Origin of the sequence: Thiemannella venezuelensis, from assembly GCF_014203605.1 — a bacterium.
Taxonomy (GTDB): Bacteria; Actinomycetota; Actinomycetes; order Streptosporangiales; family Streptosporangiaceae; genus Planomonospora_A; species Planomonospora_A venezuelensis.
The window spans coordinates 23,966-39,784 of the sequence record NZ_JACHJJ010000017.1 but is presented as its reverse complement, the minus strand read 5'-3'; the positions used below and the strand labels follow the sequence as shown (position 1 = coordinate 39,784).

Genomic DNA, 15,819 nt, shown 5'->3' with positions numbered 1-15,819 from the left:
CTCCCCGCCGGGGGCGTCCGGTCGGCCGCTCATCCGTCGCGGCGGCCCTTCCAGCGGAAGGTCGTCAGGCACAGCACCAGTCCTCCGATGACCCACGCGCCCAGGATGAGCGCGACCCGGTCGAGCTCATACGATCCGGCCAGCTCAAGTGTGGCACCGTCGTCGCCCAGGAAGACCGCCCGGAAGCCCTGGCACATCCACTTGAGCGGGAAGAACGACGCGATCCGGGTCAGCCACTCGGGAAGCTGGTCGATCGGGATGAACACCCCGGAGATGAACTGCAGCACCACGAACGGCATCGCGATCACCGCGCTCGCGCTCTTGCCGGACCGCGGCAGGCTGCTGACCGCGATGCCGAGCAGGGAGGAGCCGAGCACGCCGAGCACGAACACCCAGGTGAAGGTCAGCCAGCTGGAGACCGTCGAGGGCAGCTCCAGCTCGAACATGGCCACCCCGATGGCGAGCAGGACCGCCACCTGGACGGAGGATACGAGCAGGGTGTTCAGCGCCTTGCCCGCGAAGTAGGCGGTGCGCGGCATCGGCGTGCCGGCCAGCCGCTTGAGCGTGCCGTCGTCCCGGTCCATGGAGATGCCGATGCCGAGGTTCTGGAAGCCCGTCATGGTCGCCGAACCGATCAGGCCGGCCACGTAGAGCTGGGAGACGTTCAGGCCGGTCCCCTCCAGCTCGGCCGCGAAGATCGATCCGAAGATCACCAGAAGGATGATCGGAAAGGAGAATGTGAAGATCACCGCGTCCTTCTCGCGGAAGAACATGCGGGTCTCGATGGCCGCTCGGGACAGGCTCAGCCTGAACGCGGAGGGCAGCTTGGCGGGGGCCGCCGGAGCGGCGGGCGGGGCGATGGTCTGGGTCACGGGGATCATTCCTCGGTCAGGCGGGTGGATGGCGGAGGAGGCCGGGGCGCGGGAGGCCGGGGGTCAGCCCTCGATCAGGCGGAGGTAGACGTCCTCCAGGGACGGCCGGGTCACGGTCAGCTCGGGGATCTCACCGTCGAAGCGCCGGGTCAGCTCCAGCACGGTCTCCGTCGGGGTGTCGGTCTCCACCGCCCCCCCGGACCAGCGGACGGTGGCCCTGGCCGTGGCCCGCCCGCCCAGGGTCGAGGGCTCGCCCTCGGCCACGATCCGGCCCTTGGCGATGACCGCCACCCGGTCGGCCAGCGCCTCGGCCTCGTCCAGGTAGTGGGTGGTCAGCACGATCGTGGTGCCCTGATGGGCCAGCCCCTGGATCAACTCCCAGAACTGGCGGCGCGCCTCGGGGTCGAACCCGGTGGTCGGCTCGTCCAGGAAGAGCAGCTCGGGGCTGCCGATCACGCCCAGCGCCACGTCCACCCGGCGGCGCTGGCCGCCGGAGAGCTCCCGGATCCGTTTGCCGGCCTTCTCAGCCAGGCCGACCTGCTCGATCACCCGGTCCGGGTCCTGGGCGTTCGGGTAGTAGCCCGCGAAGTGCCGGACCGTCTCGCGCACCGTCGCCTCGGCCACGTCGTTGGCCGTCTGCAGCACCACGCCGACCCGGGACCGCCACTCGCGGGTCGGCCTGCCCGGGTCGGTCCCCAGGACGCTCACCTCACCGGCGTCCCGTTTCCGGTAGCCCTCCAGGATCTCCACCGTGGTGGACTTGCCGGCCCCGTTGGGCCCCAGGATTGCGAACACCTCTCCGGCCCTGATGTCGAGGTCGATGCCCCCGACCGCCTGCACGTCGCCGTAGCGCTTGGTCAGGCCGCGTACCTTCACCGCTGTCGTCATGCTCCGAGCATCGCGGGGGTACGGCTCGCGCGGTACCGACGGCCGGTGGAACCGGTTGTCCTCCGTTCGGTGGACACGGAGGACACCGGGGATACGGCAGACGCTGGGGATGTAAGGGGCGCAGGGGATACGGCGGACACTGGGGATACGGCAGGCATGGGGAATGCGGTGGATGCGGGAATGCGGTGGCCGCGGTGGATACGGCCGGAGCGCGGGACGCGGGCAGGTGGGGGCCGTGGCGGCGAGGACCGTGCCCGCTCGTGGAGCGTGCGGCGGCGGAGCCCGGCCACGTGCGGCGCGGGGGGCCGGGCGGGCGGGCCGTACGGGGTCAGAACAGGGTGGGGTTCTCCGGCTCGATGCCGCGCAGCGCGTCGTAGTCGAGGGTCACGCAGTCGATGCCGCGGTCGGTGGCGAGCACCCGGGCCTGCGGCTTGATCTCCTGGGCGGCGAACACCCCCCGGACCGGGGCGAGCAGCGGGTCGCGGTTGAGCAGCTCCAGATAGCGGGTGAGCTGCTCAACCCCGTCGATCTCGCCCCGTCGCTTGATCTCCACGGCGACGGTGGCGCCGCCCGCGTCGCGGCAGAGGATGTCCACCGGCCCGATCGCCGTCATGTACTCCCGCCGGACCAGGGTGTAGCCCGCGCCCAGCGTGGTGATGTGCTCGGCCAGCAGCTCCTGCAGGTGCGCCTCGACGCCGTCCTTGATCAGGCCCGGGTCGACGCCCAGCTCGTGGCGGGAGTCGTGGAGGATCTCCTCCATGGTGAGGACCAGCTTCTCGCCGGTCTTGCCGTGGGTCACCGTCCAGGTGCCGCCGTCCTCGCGGAGCTTGCACGGCGGGTTCATCCAGTTCAGCGGCTTGAAGGCGCGGTCGTCGGCGTGGATGGACACGCTGCTGTCCGCCTTGATCAAGATCAACCGGGGTGCCATCGGGAGATGGGCGGTGAGCTTACCCACGTAATCCACGCTGCAACGCGCGATGACCAGCCGCATGGACGACCACCCTACCGGCCGGACGGGACCGGCCGCCCGCCGAAGCGGACGGCCGGTCGTCTCGCCGGACACCGGGTGCGGCCTCACCTGGCGGGCCGTGACCGTACCCGGTGCGCGCCCGTCAGCGCACGACCTCCGAGAGCTTGACCCGCGCGCCGGTGCGCAGGACCGCGCGCTCGTAGACGCGGGCGCCCAGCGCGAGCATCGCCGCCGTCGCCACGGCCATCAGGGCCGCCGCCAGTCCGATCTCCCAGAAGGGCACCCCGCCGCCGGCCGTACGGACCGGCATGACCATCGTGGAGAACGGCGGGATGAGCGAGAGGATGCGGGCCACCCCGCTGCCGGGCTCGACGGCCGCGAAGTAGGACACGAAGTAGGTGGCCATGATCAGCAGCGTCAGCGGGCTGATGACGCTGCTGACCTCCTCCTGCCGGGAGACCAGCGAGCTGAGCGCGGCGGCCATGGTGGCGAAGAAGGCGTAGCCGAGCAGGAACCAGAACAGCGCGCTGAGCACGATGCCGGCCATGCCGGGCGGCAGGTCGGCGGAGAAGCCGGTCGCGACGGCGGCGCCCAGACCGGCCACGATGATCACGACGAGGTTGGCCAGAGCCAGGACTCCCAGCCCCAGGATCTTGCCGCCGAGCAGCTGCCAGGGGCGGATCGAGGTGAGGAGGATCTCGACGATGCGGCTGCCCTTCTCCTCGACCACGCCCATGGCGACGTACATCGACGGCTGCAGGAGGAGGAAGAACAGCACCATGACCAGGAGGAACGCGATGCCCGTCCGCACATCCTCGTAGCGGGTGTCGGCGCCGACGGAGACCTGCTCCAGCGGGGCGACCCGCATCGCCGCGGAGACCTTGGCCGGGTCCAGGCCCGCCTCGGAGAGCTGCTTCTGCGTCTGCGCCGCCTGGTGCGCGCTCTCCAGCAGCGCGCCGAGCTCCCGGTCCACCTCCCCGTCGGCCAGCGTCCTGCGGTCGCCCACCACGGCGGCGTCCACGTCGCCGTCGAGGACGGCCTTGCGCGCCGCGGCCTCGTCGGTGAACGGCTCGACGGTGACCTCGGTGCCGTCCTCGCCCTGCCGCCCGGCCCCGGCCTCGGCGAGCGCGGACTGCAGCGCCGGGGAGCCGACGACGCCCACGGTGAAGGAGTCGGGGCCGGAGAAGAGCCGGGGGAGGACGGCGAGGGCGCCGACCAGGACCGCGCTCAGCACCAGGCCGACGACGAAGCCCTTCGTACGGCCGCGCGTGGTGATCTCCCGCCGCGCGACCAGCCACAGCCCGTTCATGCCACTGCCTCCCGGAAGATCTCGGTGAGCGTGGGCCGCTCCCAGCCGAAGTGCTCCACCGTTCCCGCCGCCGTGGCGGCCCGCAGGATCTCCTGGTCGCTGCCGTTCGCGTCAGCGAAGAGCACCTCGTCACCGTTTTTCGTGATATTTCCGCTCAAGCCGGTCGTCCAGTCGGGGGTCGCCCCCCGGACCACCACCTTCAGCAGACGGCGTCCCTCCCGCGCCCGGAGCGCCTCCACCGTGTCGCTGGCCACCATGCGGCCGGCCGAGATGATGCCGACCGAGTCGCACAGCCGCTCCACGAGGTCCAGCTGGTGACTGGAGAAGAGCACCGGCACACCCGCCGCGCGGCGCTCGGCGAGCACCTCGGCCAGCGCGTCGACGGCGATGGGGTCCAGCCCGGAGAAGGGCTCGTCCAGCACGAGCACCTCGGGATCGTGCACCAGGGCGACGGCGAGCTGCACGCGCTGCTGGTTGCCCAGGGAGAGCGCGCCCACCTCGTCACCGGCGCGCTCGGTGAGCGCGAGCCGTTCGAGCAGGTCTCCGGTCGCCTTCGCCGCCCCCTTCGGGGACAGCCCGTTGAGCTGCCCGAAGTAGTGCACCTGCTCGGCGACCTTCATCTTCTGGTAGAGCCCGCGCTCCTCGGGCATGTAGCCGAACCTGCGGCGGTCCTCGAAGGCCAGCGCCCGGCCGTCCCGGCGCACCTGCCCGGAGTCGGCGAAGAGGACGCCCATCAGGATGCGCATCGTGGTCGTCTTGCCCGCGCCGTTCGCGCCGACGAAGCCGAACATCTCACCCGGTTTCACGGAGAAGGAGACTCCGTCCAGGGCGATCTTGTCGCCGTACCGTTTGTGTAGATCATCTATCTCGATCATCGGGGGGATCCCTCGGTCAGTCGTTTCAACACGGAGACATAATCCTGGAAGGCGCGCCGCCCGGCGTCGGTGAGGGAGAGCCAGGTGCGCGGGCGCTTGCCCACGAACACCTTCTCCACCTCGACGTAACCGGCCTCCTCCAGGGTGATGATGTGCTTGGAGAGCAGGGAGTCGCTCACCTCGATCGTGTCCCGCAGGAAGCGGAACTCGGCCTTGTCCGCGGCGGCCAGGGCAGCCATGATCGACAGCCGGACCGGCGCGTGGATGAGGTCGTCCAGCTGGTGGCGCAGGTGCGAGCCGTTACCGCTCACCGTTCCGCCCGGAGGATCCGCCAGGCCGCGTAGAACATCGGCAGGCTCGTGCAGACCGTCAGCGCGACGACCAGCGTGACCCAGCCGGCGCCCGGGTGCTCCGGCAGGAGGAACGTCCCCGCCACCATCACGGCGGTCATGACGAGGGTAGTGATCGTCACCGGCCCGGTGGGCCTGTTGACCCGGGTCACCTCGCGGTCCTGCGCCTGCTGGGACCAGCGGTGTCCGAGGACGACGATGAAGATCGTCATGATGAACCACGAGACCATCGCCATGTACTTGGACCAGTCGGGGCCGAGTGACATCGCCAGCCAGTAGGGGATGTTGGCGAAGCCCATGACCAGGAGGATCAGCCCTGTCGTCCGCGCGGGCCTGCGCGCGCGCCGGTCGATGTCGCCGATGTGCCGCAGGGCGTCTTCGGGTGTGAGGTTCTCTCTCATCGGTTGCCTCCAGTGTGGAGACCCCGGCCTTCAGTCCGGGGTGATTGACCGTCCCTCCTCGCTCATCCACTCAAACATTAGGTGATACTCAACTCCCATTCAAGTAGTTTCCTGAGATTGGAAGAGGAGGGCCGGATGGGCACCCGGCCTGCGAGGCGGGTAGGTCATCTCTGGGAGACTGATGGGGTGCCGGGGCGGGCAGCTCCGGCGGCAGCACGTTCTCGGTGCGATGGGGAGAGGCGATGGCGGGCACCTTTGAGACGGTCGGCGTGGTCGGCCTGGGCACGATGGGCGCGGGGATCGCCGAGGTGTTCGCCCGCGCGGGACTCGCGGTGATCGGGGTCGAGGCCGACCCCGCGGCACTGGAGCGCGGCCGCGGCCACCTGGAGGGCTCCACCGGCCGGGCTCTCGCGCGGGGCAGGCTGACCGAGGCGGAGCGGGCGGAGATCCTCGGCCGGGTGTCCTTCACCACCTCCCTGGAGGACCTCGCGGACGCCGACCTGGTCATCGAGGCCATCCCCGAGGTCATGGACTACAAGCGGGCCCTGTTCACCGACCTCGACCGGGTCTGCAAACCGTCCGCGGTGCTGGCCACCAACACCTCCTCGCTCTCTGTCACCGCGATCGCGGCCACCACCACCCGGCCCGGCCGGGTCATCGGCATGCACTTCTTCAACCCCGCGCCGGTCATGAAGCTGGTCGAGGTGGTCCGGACCGTGACCACCGACGACGGCCTCGCCGGTGAGGTGGCCGACCTCGCGCGCCGCCTCGGCAAGACCCCGGTGACCGTCGGGGACCGCGCCGGATTCGTGGTCAACAGGCTCCTGCTGCCCTACCTCAACCACGCGGCCGTCCTGCTGGAGAACGGCCTGGCCGGCCGGGACGACATCGACGCCGCGATGAAGCTGGGCGCGGGTTTCCCGATGGGCCCCTTCGCCCTGCTCGACCTGATCGGCCTGGACACCTCCCACGAGATCTGCGAGGTCCTGTTCCGGGAGACCCGCGACCCCAGGCACGCCCCCGCCCCGATCCTGCGCGAGCTCGTCACCGCGGGCCTCCTCGGGCGCAAGTCCGGGCAGGGCTTCCACTGCGCCGAGGAGCCGCAGTCCCCGTCGTCCGAGGAGAAGCCGTCGGCCGCCTCGGTCGCGGTCCTCGGCGAGGGCGCCGAGGAGTTCGCCGCCCGGCTCTCCGGCGCCGGATTCAAGATCGTGGGCACCGAGGACGCCGAGCTGGTCGTCGCGCTGTCCCGCACGCCCGTGGTCGAGCGGGCCGTAGGGCTTCCGCACCCCGACCGCCTGGTCGGCCTGCACCTGGTCGGCGACCAGGTCGCGGAGGTCGCCTCCACCGTGCTCACCTCACCGGAGACGGCGCGGATCGCCGTCGGCCTGCTGCGCATCCTCGGCCGGACCCCGGTGCCGTGCAAGGACCGGGCCGAGTTCGTGGTCGACGCCCTGCTCTACCCCTACCTGAACGACGCCGTGCGGATGTACGAGTCCGGCTACGCCTCGGTCGAGGACATCGACACGGCCATGAAGCTCGGCTGCGGCTACCCGGCGGGACCGTTCGAGACGCTCGACCGGCTGGGCCTGGAGACCGTCCGCGACGGCCTGCGCGCCCTCTACGCCGAGTACCGCGAGCCGTCCTTCGCCCCCGCGCCGCTGCTCGACCAGCTCGTCACGGCCGGGATGCGGAGCATCCGCGACCTGCCGTCGTGAGCCCGCGCAAAGCGCGCCGGATGGACCCCTTCGACCGCGGCGGCGGCCGGGGCTCCTCCCGGCCCGTCGGGGGAGCCGTGCCCGGCGTCGACCAGGTCGAGGAGTGGCCCGACGGCGACTGGCACGTGCGCCGGGTCGCCGGCGCGGGCAGCGGCAAGGTCTACCGCTGCCCCGGCTGCGACCAGGAGATCCGGGCGGGCCTGCCGCATCTGGTGAGCTGGCCGGCCTGGGCGGGCGGCGAGGACGAGCGCAGGCACTGGCACTCCGCGTGCTGGCGCAACCGGGTCAGACGCGGCCCCGGCCGGAGCCGGTACTGAAGGACCGGCTCCGGCCGCCGCGGAAGCGAACAGCCATGAAAGGGACGAGATGGAGATCCGGGCCTCAACGGTCCTGCCCGCACGGCGCGAGCCGATCGAGCTGCACACCGGTGACGGGCTGACCCTGGTGGGCGAGCTGGCGCTCCCGGCGGAGCGGCCGCCGGTCGCCACGCTGATCTGCCTGCACCCGCTGCCCACGCACGGCGGCATGATGGACAGTCACCTGTACAAGAAGGCGGCCAACCGGCTGCCCGCCCTCGCCGACCTCGCGGTGCTGCGCTTCAACACCCGCGGCACCGGCTCCGAGCGCGGCACCTCCGAGGGGGCCTTCGACGGCGGCGAGGGGGAGCGGTTCGACGTCGCCGCCGCCCTGGAGTACGCCGACTTCCACGACCTGCCGGACGCCTGGCTGGTCGGCTGGTCCTTCGGCACCGAGCTGGCCCTCAAGTGGGGCCGCGACCCGCTGGTCCGGGGGGCCGTCCTGCTCTCCCCGCCGCTGCACCGGGCCGGCGACGCCGACCTCGACGCGTGGGCGGAGTTCGGCCGCCCGCTGACCGCGCTGGTGCCCGAGTTCGACGACTACCTCCAGCCGGAGGAGGCCCGCGCCCGCTTCGCCGGGGTGCCGCAGGCCGAGGTGGTCGGAGTGGACGGCGCCAAGCACCTGTGGGTGGGCGAGCCGTACGTGCGGATCGTGCTGAACGAGATCGTCCTCCGCGTGAACCCGGCCGCCCACCCCCTCCCCACCGAGGTCGCCGACTCGTAGAATCTTGTTCGGTTCGAGCCGCGCGGTGCGGCGTCGCGAACGATGAGGAGGCGGCCGTGCAGGCTTTCGATCTTTCCGGGATGAAGGCGTTCGTGACCGGCGCGTCGCGGGGCATCGGCCGGGCGATCGCGGTTGCGTTCGCCGAGGCCGGCGCCGACGTCGCGCTCGTCTCCCGGTCGGCCGGACCGCTGGCCGAGGTCGCCAAGGAGGTCGAGGCGTGCGGGCGCCGGGCCGTGGTGATCCCGTGCGACCTCACCGACCGGGACGCCGCGGCGGACGCCGTACGGCAGGCGATCGAGGCGCTGGGCCACCTGGACGTCGTGGTCAACAACGCCGGCGGGTCCAACTTCCTCGTGCCCTTCAAGGACCTGCGCCTGTCCGGCTGGGACAAGCTCATGAGGCTCAACCTCGACTCGGCCATGGCCGTCTGCCACGCCGTCGCGCCGCATCTCCTGGAGCGCGGCGCCGGATCGGTGATCAACGTGGCCTCGGTGGCGGCCAAGGGCGCGCCGTTCCTGGCCCCCTACGCCGCGGCCAAGGCCGGCCTCGTCGCGCTCACCAAGAGCCTGGCCCTGGAGTGGGCCGGGAGCGGAGTCCGGGCCAACGCCCTGTGCCCCGGCTGGACCGCCACCGACCTCAACCGGAACCTCTGGGAGGACCCGGGCTCCAGCCAGGCCACCGTCCAGACCGTCCCCATGCGCCGCTGGGGTACCCCGGAGGAGATGGCCCACCCCGCGGTCTTCCTCGCCGGTACGGCCTCCGCCTACATGACCGGCCAGGTGCTCTTCATCGACGGAGGGGTGACCGCGACCTCATAACCGATGGACGGTCAAGGGGTGTCAGATCCGGAGTCCGCGATTACGGTGGACTGCGTGCGCCTGTACACACGATCGGCGGGCGAGGGACTTCCGGTCGTCCTTCTCCACGCGTTCCCGATGTCGTCGACCATGTGGCTGGCCCAGCGCGAGGGCCTCGCCGCCACCTGCAAGGTGATCACTCCGGATCTGCGCGGCTTCGGCGGATCCCTCCTCGGAGACGACGAACCGTCGCTCGACGTGATGGCCGACGACGTCGCCCGGCTCCTGGACGAGGAAGGCGTGGACCGCGCCGTGGTCGGCGGCCAGTCCATGGGCGGCTACGTGACGATGGCCCTGTGCCGCCGCCACCCCGACCGGGTCCTGGGCGTGGTCCTCGCCGACACCAAGGCGACCGCCGACCCCGAGGCGGCCAGGGAGAACCGTGAGCGCATCGCCGCCGCGGTCCTGGACCGGGGCTCCTCCGTCCTGGTCGAGGAGGTGCTCCCGGCGCTGGTCGGCCCGACCACCAGGCAGCGCCGCGCGATGGTGTTCGGCCGCGTCCGCGGCCTGGTCCAGTCGGCCCCGCCGGGCGCCGTCGCCTGGGCCCAGCGGGCCATGGCGGCCCGTCCGGACTCCTTCGACACGCTGCGCGCGCTGAAGGTCCCCGCCCTCGTGATCGTGGGGGAGGAGGACGAGCTCTCGCCGCTGCCCGACGCGGAGGCGATGACGGAGGCGGTCCCCGACGGCCGCCTGGCCGTGATCGAGAAGGCCGGCCACCTGAGCGCGATCGAACAGCCCGAGGCCTTCAACCGCGCCGTCGCCGGCTTCCTCAGAGACCGGATCCTCTGACCGGCCGCTCGTCGCCGCCGTGCTCCGGCCCGCCGCCGTCGTGCCCCGGCGGACAGTGGAGCCTTTCCCGCGCTCACTGAGGATCGTGCGCGGCTGCCTGCAGGCCGGTCATGCGGTCGGGAGCGGCGCGTTCGATGAGCCGCTCGTACCGTTGGCGAGCGGCCTGCGGGCTGCCCAGGCCGAGGCCGAAGGCGATCTCCTGCCAGGTCATGCCGCGCCCTCGGGCCATCTTCAGCAGAGCGGCCTCCACGTCGTCGAACTCGGCGCGGACCCGTGGGAGCAGGGTCAGCGCGGCCACCAGGTCGGCGTGGTCCACCTCCGGTTCACCGTCCTGGAGTGAGGCCGGGCCCGCGAGCAGGAAGGCGACGAGCCGCACGGCCTCGTGCGGGCCGGGAACATCCGGATGCACCTGGCGGTAACGCAGCCGCGTGTCGGACGCATGCCGGTCGGTGATCCGGAACAGGGCGGCGGCCTCGCGCTGGGCTCGGGTCTGGCCGGGGTCGGGAGCGGTGAAGGGATCATCGGAAGATCGAGGAGTGGAGACCATGTCCCGAGTCTGCCGTCAAAACTATATATTGTCAATTGAATGTGTTAAACATAATGTTCAAAACGTGGGAGCGGAGCCCGTGCCAACGAAGAAGAGCCCGGTGACCGTGAAGGTCACCGGGCTCTTCCGTAGCCGTCGTCAACGCCTCCGAGAGGCGCTTACTCCTGCCACCACTCCGCGTCGTCGTCGGCCCTGTCCGCCTTGGCGGCAGCGGGGACCGGCTTGTCGTTGGCGGCGGCGATGGCGGGCTTCGGCGGGGCCGCGGTGACCGCGGGCTCCGGCTCGGTGGCCGGGAGCGGGGCGCCGCCGAGCAGCTGGCGGAGCTGCGCCAGGTGGCTGGTGATGCTGTCGCGCTGGCGGGTCAGCTCGTCGACCTGGCGCTGGGCGACCGAGCGGCTCCGCTCGGCCTCGGCCTTGGCCTCGGAGACGATCGACTCGGCGCTCGTCTTGGCCTCGGAGACGATCTGGTCGGCGTTCTTGCGGGCGTTGGCCAGCAGCTGCTTGGCGTGGGTGTCGGCCTCGCGGCGGGTCTGCTCGGCCTGCTGGGTGGCCTTGGTGGCCCGCTGCTCGGCGGTGGCCGCCCGCTGCTCGGCCTCGGCGACCAGCTTCTGGGTGGCGGCCTGCGCGGTGGCGTGGCGCTCGGCCTCCTGGCGCTCGGCCTCCTCGCGGCGGGCGGCGAGCTGGATCTCGAACTCGGCCTCGTCCTGCGCCCGCTTGGCCTCGGACTCCTCCAGCACGCGCTGGGCCTGCGCCCGCATCTCGTCGGCCTGGCGCTTGGCCGTGGTGAGGACCTCGTCGCGCTCGCGCTTGGTCGAGGCGCGGAGCTGGGCGACCTCGCGCTCGGTGGTGGTGCGCAGCTTGGCGATCTCGCGCTCGGCGTCGGCGCGCTTCTCGGCGACCTCGTGGTCGGCGGTGGCCCGGAGCTTGGCGACCTCGCGCTCGGTGGTCGAGGTGAGCTCGTCGGCCTCGCGGCGGGCGGTCGAGCGGATCTCCTCGGCCTCGCGCTCGGCGGTGCCGCGCATGTCGTCGGCCTCGCGGGTGGCGAGGGCGCGCTTCTCCGCGGCCTCGTTCTCGGCGGCGGCGCGCAGGTCGGCCGCCTCCACCTTCGAAGCGGCCTTGATCTCGTTAGCCTCGGACCGGGCGGCCTGGACCAGCTCGGTGGCCTGCTCCTCGGCGAGACGGAGCAGCTGCTCGATCCGGGCGCCGAGACCGGAGTAGGTCGGGCGCTCCTGCTCCTGCAGCTGGCGCTGGGAGTCGGACAGGTCCCGCTGCAGGCCCTGGACCTGCTCGCGGGCCTGGCGCAGCTCCCCGTCGATCTGCTTCAGGTGGTCATGGACCTGGTGCCGGTCATAGCCACGGAGCACCACGTCGAATTCCCGAGCGGGGGCGTCTTCAAAGAAGTTGTTGAGCTGGGCGTCGATGTCGGACTGCATGGAGGCTCGATCCTGGGTTGGCGAGACGGCTACACGGGCCGGACGAGGGTTTCTGGCATCCGAGGCGGGAGCCGTGACGGGATCCACGTCCGGTGATAGGCCAGCGTACTCCGCTGTTGCCGCGTTGGCCTCCCCCTCCGACTATGTGGGTGGACTTGTTACGCATGAGCCTTTCTTGCGTTTGACATGGCTAGGCCTGCGGTTCCGCGGCCTGGACGAGCTCGGTGAGCATCCCGCCCACATCCTTGGGATGCAGGAATCCGATGGAGGATCCCATGGAGCCGTGGCGCGGTTTCTCGTCGAGGAGGCGGACCCCCCTGCCGCCGATCTCCTCCAGCGCCCGCGCGACGTCCGGGACGCCGAAGGCGACGTGGTGCACGCCCTCGCCGCGCCTGGCGAGGAACTTCCCCACGGGGGTGTCGGGACCCAGCGGTTCGAGGAGCTGGATGTAGGAGCCTCCGCCCTCGCCGTCGGCGATGTGGAGCATCGCCTCCTTGACCCCCTGCTCCTCGTTGACCTCGCGGGCCACCACCGTCAGCTCGAAGGTCCGCTCGAAGAGCGCGATCTTCTCCTCCAGGTCGTGGCAGGCGATCCCCACATGGTCGATACGCATGAACATAGGGCCAACCTCCATGGCAGCGGCTTGAGTACTCATGGGTATGGTGGCAAAGTCGCCCCACTTCCTGCCAGGGAGGCCCCTCCATGTCTGGTTCCGTCATCGTCGCCGGAGCTCGTACCCCCATCGGCCGGCTCCTCGGCTCCCTGTCGAGCCTCACCGCCGCCGAGCTCGGCGGCATCGCGATCAAGGCCGCGCTGGAGCGCGCCGGCGTCGCCCCCGAGGCCGTGCAGTATGTGATCATGGGGCAGGTGCTCCAGGCCGGATCCGGCCAGATCCCCTCCCGCCAGGCCGCGGTGAAGGCCGGGATCCCGATGACCGTGCCGTCGCTGACGATCAACAAGGTCTGCCTGTCCGGACTGGACGCGATCGCCCTCGCCGACCAGCTCATCCGGGCGGGCGAGTTCGACATCGTGGTGGCGGGCGGCATGGAGTCCATGTCCAACGCCCCGCACCTGCTGCCCGGCCTGCGCAGGGGCGTGAAGTACGGCGGTGCGGACATCGTCGACTCGATGGCCCACGACGGCCTCACCGACGCCTACGACCAGGTGTCCATGGGAGAGTCCACCGAGCGGCACAACGCCCGCCTCGGCTGGACCCGCGAGGAGCAGGACGAGTTCTCCGCCCGGTCCCACCAGCTCGCCGCCGCGGCGATCAAGAACGGCGTCCTCGACGAGATCGTCCCGGTCCCCATCCCGCAGCGCAAGGGCGACCCGGTCGTCGTCTCCGCCGACGAGGGCGTGCGCGCCGACACCACCGCCGAGGCCCTGGGCAGGCTGCGCCCCGCCTTCAGCAAGGACGGCACGATCACCGCCGGTTCCGCCTCGCAGATCTCCGACGGCGCCTGCGCCGTGGTCGTGATGTCCAAGGCGAAGGCCGAGGAGCTGGGCCTGGAGTGGCTCGCCGAGATCGGCGCCCACGGCAACGTGGCCGGTCCCGACAACTCGCTGCAGTCCCAGCCGGCCAACGCCGTCAAGCACGCCCTCGGCAAGCAGGGGCTCTCGGTGGAGGACCTCGACCTGCTGGAGATCAACGAGGCGTTCGCCCAGGTCGTCCTCCAGTCCGCCAAGGACCTCGGCGTCCCGCTCGACAAGGTCAACGTCAACGGCGGCGGCATCGCCGTCGGCCACCCGATCGGCGCCTCCGGCGCCCGCATCGTGCTCGCCCTCGCCCACGAGCTCAGGCGGCGGGGCGGCGGCCTCGGCGCGGCCGGCCTGTGCGGCGGCGGCGGCCAGGGCGACGCCCTGATCATCCGGGTCCCCTCGGCCTGACGCGCGGAGCCCGCCCGCGGGACCGTCCGCCCGTGAGCGGGCGGACGGTCCCGCGGACGCTCCGGTACGGCCTGGCGGGCCCCGGTCGCGGGCCATGATCGAGAGGGTGGCATGGATCTGGATGAGCTGATCGACGGGGCGCGCGCGGGCCGGCCCCGGGCCGTGGCCCGGCTGATCTCCCTGGTGGAGAACGGCTCGCCGCTGCTGCGGGAGATCACCGCGAGGCTCTGCGCCGACCGGCCGAACCGGGCCCGGATCATCGGGCTCACCGGCTCGCCCGGGGTGGGCAAGTCCACCTCGACCGGCATGCTGGTCCAGGCGTTCCGCAAGCGGGGCGTGAAGGTCGGCGTGCTCGCGGTGGACCCGTCCTCGCCGTTCACCGGCGGGGCGCTGCTGGGCGATCGGGTGCGGATGCAGGACCACGCCACCGACCCGGAGGTGTTCATCCGGTCGATGGCCAGCCGGGGCCACCTGGGAGGCCTGTCGTGGGCCACGCCGCAGGCGCTGCGTGTGCTGGAGGCCGCCGGCTGCGAGGTCGTCCTCGTGGAGACCGTGGGGGTCGGCCAGGCCGAGGTGGAGATCGCCTCCCTGGCCGACAGCACCATCGTGCTGCTCGCCCCGGGCATGGGCGACGGCGTGCAGGCGGCCAAGGCGGGCATCCTGGAGATCGCCGACGTGTTCGTGGTGAACAAGGCCGACCGCGACGGCGCCCAGGCGGCGATCCGCGAGCTCCGCAACATGATCGCCCTGGTCGAGCGCGACTGGAGGCCGCCGATCGTGCCGACCGTGGCCTACCGGGGCGAAGGCGCCGAGGAGGTCGTCGAGGCTCTCGACGGGCATCTGGCGCATCTGGAGTCCTCGGGCGAGCTGGAACGCCGCCGCCGGACCAGGGCGCGTGACGAGATCGAGGCCATCGCCCTGACGGCGCTCCGCTCCCGCTTCGCCGACCTGCACGGGGACCGGCGGCTCGACGCGCTCGCCGCGCGCGTCTCGGACACCGGCCTCGATCCCTACGCGGCGGCCGACGAGCTGCTGGCGTCCCTCACCTGAGCGCGGCCGGAGCGGTGCTCTCCGGGGACGCCCGCTCCCGGGCCGCGCGGGGCCGGACCGGAGGCGCGGGGACCGCCCGTCTCCGGCCGGCCGGTCGGCTCAGGGCTCGTCGGCGAACTTCACGGTGACCTTGTCGAAGCCGAGCGTGGTCAGCATGCCCTGCAGCATGGCCTTGGTGTTCTGGTCGGCGCGGTTGCGCAGGTCGCTCGCCTGGGCGGCCTCGGCGATCTTCTTCTCGGCCAGCACGTAGAGCTCCTGCTGGTCGCCGGGGGAGGACGACAGGAAGTCGGAGACCCGGTCGAAGAGGCCGCGCTGCTGGGCGTAGACGTAGGAGCGCTTGTTGTCGAGGTTGGGTTTCTCCAGCTGGGCGCGCGGAAGCCGTACGGTGACCTCGGTGCGGTCGGGGGAGACGGTCAGCGCGCCCTCGGAGAGGCCGCCGAAGTCGACGTAGGCGTCGACGCCTCCCGCACCGACGAAGAGGGTCCGGGTGCCCTTGATGGCGTCGGGCAGGAAGGCGGCGTCCTTCTCCAGGTCCACGACGACCTGGAAGTTGCCGGTGGCGGCCTCGAAGCGGCTGAGGTCGTGGATGGACTGCAGCAGGACGGGCTGGCTGCGGTCGACCGCGGTCTCGCCGAACGGGTTCAGCCACGACCAGGCGAGTCGGCCTCCCACCAGCAGGAGGACCGCGACGACGAGGAGCGCGGCGAGGAGGCGCCAGCGGCGACGGCGACGGCGGGGCGCCGAGGGGGCCTCGGCGGATGCTTCCGGGGGAGCCTTCACAGAGGTCTCCTTCCCT

The 15,819-nt window shown here is 71.8% G+C and carries 18 protein-coding genes; 7 read left to right on the top strand and 11 right to left on the bottom strand.

Annotated elements, in window-relative coordinates; genetic code table 11:
- Window positions 1-29 precede the first annotated feature (29 nt).
- The 7 genes from FHS22_RS23390 to FHS22_RS23360 all read right to left on the bottom strand — a co-directional run bounded on the left by FHS22_RS23390 (window position 30) and on the right by FHS22_RS23360 (window position 5,665).
- Window positions 30-881, bottom strand: a complete 852-nt coding sequence (locus FHS22_RS23390; RefSeq protein WP_184944863.1) for an ABC transporter permease — start codon at window positions 879-881, stop codon at window positions 30-32.
- Window positions 882-935: 54 nt separating this feature from the next.
- Complete coding sequence (locus FHS22_RS23385) at window positions 936-1,760, bottom strand: ABC transporter ATP-binding protein (protein WP_184944862.1); 825 nt, start codon at window positions 1,758-1,760, stop codon at window positions 936-938.
- Between the two features lie 328 nt (window positions 1,761-2,088).
- Window positions 2,089-2,751 (bottom strand): endonuclease NucS, encoded by a 663-nt coding sequence (gene nucS, locus FHS22_RS23380; protein WP_184944861.1) that lies wholly within the window; start codon window positions 2,749-2,751, stop codon window positions 2,089-2,091.
- 121 nt (window positions 2,752-2,872) lie between these two features.
- A complete protein-coding gene (locus FHS22_RS23375) occupies window positions 2,873-4,039 on the bottom strand; it encodes an ABC transporter permease (protein WP_184944860.1) in 1,167 nt (388 codons plus the stop codon).
- Entirely contained in the window at window positions 4,036-4,914 is an 879-nt protein-coding gene (locus FHS22_RS23370; RefSeq protein ID WP_184944858.1) for an ABC transporter ATP-binding protein, read from the bottom strand. Before FHS22_RS23370 ends, FHS22_RS23375 begins: the two co-directional genes overlap by 4 nt.
- The gene (locus FHS22_RS23365; RefSeq protein WP_184944856.1) at window positions 4,911-5,225 is read right to left on the bottom strand and encodes a winged helix-turn-helix domain-containing protein; all 315 of its coding nucleotides are present in this window, start codon (window positions 5,223-5,225) and stop codon (window positions 4,911-4,913) included. Before FHS22_RS23365 ends, FHS22_RS23370 begins: the two co-directional genes overlap by 4 nt.
- Window positions 5,222-5,665 carry a hypothetical protein gene (locus tag FHS22_RS23360; protein ID WP_184944854.1) on the bottom strand — a complete coding sequence of 148 codons (444 nt, stop codon included), beginning with the start codon at window positions 5,663-5,665 and terminating at the stop codon, window positions 5,222-5,224. The genes FHS22_RS23365 and FHS22_RS23360 overlap by 4 nt, the downstream gene beginning before the upstream one ends.
- Window positions 5,666-5,907: 242 nt before the next feature.
- On the opposite strand from FHS22_RS23360, the gene FHS22_RS23355 reads away from it, so the two are divergent.
- From FHS22_RS23355 to FHS22_RS23335, 5 genes are read left to right on the top strand one after another with little or no spacing between them, the layout of a single operon-like run.
- On the top strand, window positions 5,908-7,380 hold the full coding sequence (locus FHS22_RS23355) for a 3-hydroxyacyl-CoA dehydrogenase family protein (RefSeq protein ID WP_184944852.1): 1,473 nt from the start codon (window positions 5,908-5,910) through the stop codon (window positions 7,378-7,380).
- Window positions 7,377-7,697 (top strand): ATP/GTP-binding protein, encoded by a 321-nt coding sequence (locus FHS22_RS23350; protein ID WP_184944851.1) that lies wholly within the window; start codon window positions 7,377-7,379, stop codon window positions 7,695-7,697. Before FHS22_RS23355 ends, FHS22_RS23350 begins: the two co-directional genes overlap by 4 nt.
- 49 nt (window positions 7,698-7,746) lie before the next feature.
- Window positions 7,747-8,460: an alpha/beta hydrolase gene (locus FHS22_RS23345; RefSeq protein ID WP_184944849.1), complete on the top strand. Its 714-nt coding sequence runs from the start codon at window positions 7,747-7,749 to the stop codon at window positions 8,458-8,460.
- A 56-nt stretch (window positions 8,461-8,516) separates the two neighbouring features.
- Window positions 8,517-9,278: an SDR family NAD(P)-dependent oxidoreductase gene (locus FHS22_RS23340; protein WP_184944847.1), complete on the top strand. Its 762-nt coding sequence runs from the start codon at window positions 8,517-8,519 to the stop codon at window positions 9,276-9,278.
- A 54-nt stretch (window positions 9,279-9,332) separates the two neighbouring features.
- Entirely contained in the window at window positions 9,333-10,106 is a 774-nt protein-coding gene (locus tag FHS22_RS23335; protein WP_338047895.1) for an alpha/beta fold hydrolase, read from the top strand.
- A gap of 73 nt (window positions 10,107-10,179) precedes the next feature.
- Here the strand turns inward: FHS22_RS23335 and FHS22_RS23330 are convergent, their stop codons facing one another.
- The 3 genes from FHS22_RS23330 to mce form a co-directional block, all read right to left on the bottom strand.
- Window positions 10,180-10,653, bottom strand: coding sequence for a DNA-binding protein (locus FHS22_RS23330; protein WP_184944843.1), 474 nt, complete (start codon window positions 10,651-10,653; stop codon window positions 10,180-10,182).
- Window positions 10,654-10,811: 158 nt separating this feature from the next.
- Window positions 10,812-12,086 carry a DivIVA domain-containing protein gene (locus FHS22_RS23325; RefSeq protein ID WP_184944841.1) on the bottom strand — a complete coding sequence of 425 codons (1,275 nt, stop codon included), beginning with the start codon at window positions 12,084-12,086 and terminating at the stop codon, window positions 10,812-10,814.
- A gap of 190 nt (window positions 12,087-12,276) precedes the next feature.
- Window positions 12,277-12,705 carry a methylmalonyl-CoA epimerase gene (gene mce, locus FHS22_RS23320; RefSeq protein WP_184944839.1) on the bottom strand — a complete coding sequence of 143 codons (429 nt, stop codon included), beginning with the start codon at window positions 12,703-12,705 and terminating at the stop codon, window positions 12,277-12,279.
- Window positions 12,706-12,788: 83 nt separating this feature from the next.
- Here mce and FHS22_RS23315 point away from each other — a divergent pair, with 83 nt between their 5' ends.
- Complete coding sequence (locus FHS22_RS23315) at window positions 12,789-13,973, top strand: acetyl-CoA C-acetyltransferase (RefSeq protein WP_184944837.1); 1,185 nt, start codon at window positions 12,789-12,791, stop codon at window positions 13,971-13,973.
- Between the two features lie 111 nt (window positions 13,974-14,084).
- Window positions 14,085-15,023, top strand: coding sequence for a methylmalonyl Co-A mutase-associated GTPase MeaB (gene meaB / locus FHS22_RS23310; RefSeq protein WP_184944836.1), 939 nt, complete (start codon window positions 14,085-14,087; stop codon window positions 15,021-15,023).
- A 99-nt stretch (window positions 15,024-15,122) separates the two neighbouring features.
- Here meaB and FHS22_RS23305 read toward each other — a convergent pair whose 3' ends face one another.
- Window positions 15,123-15,803: a DUF4230 domain-containing protein gene (locus FHS22_RS23305; RefSeq protein WP_184944834.1), complete on the bottom strand. Its 681-nt coding sequence runs from the start codon at window positions 15,801-15,803 to the stop codon at window positions 15,123-15,125.
- Window positions 15,804-15,819: the final 16 nt, after the last annotated feature.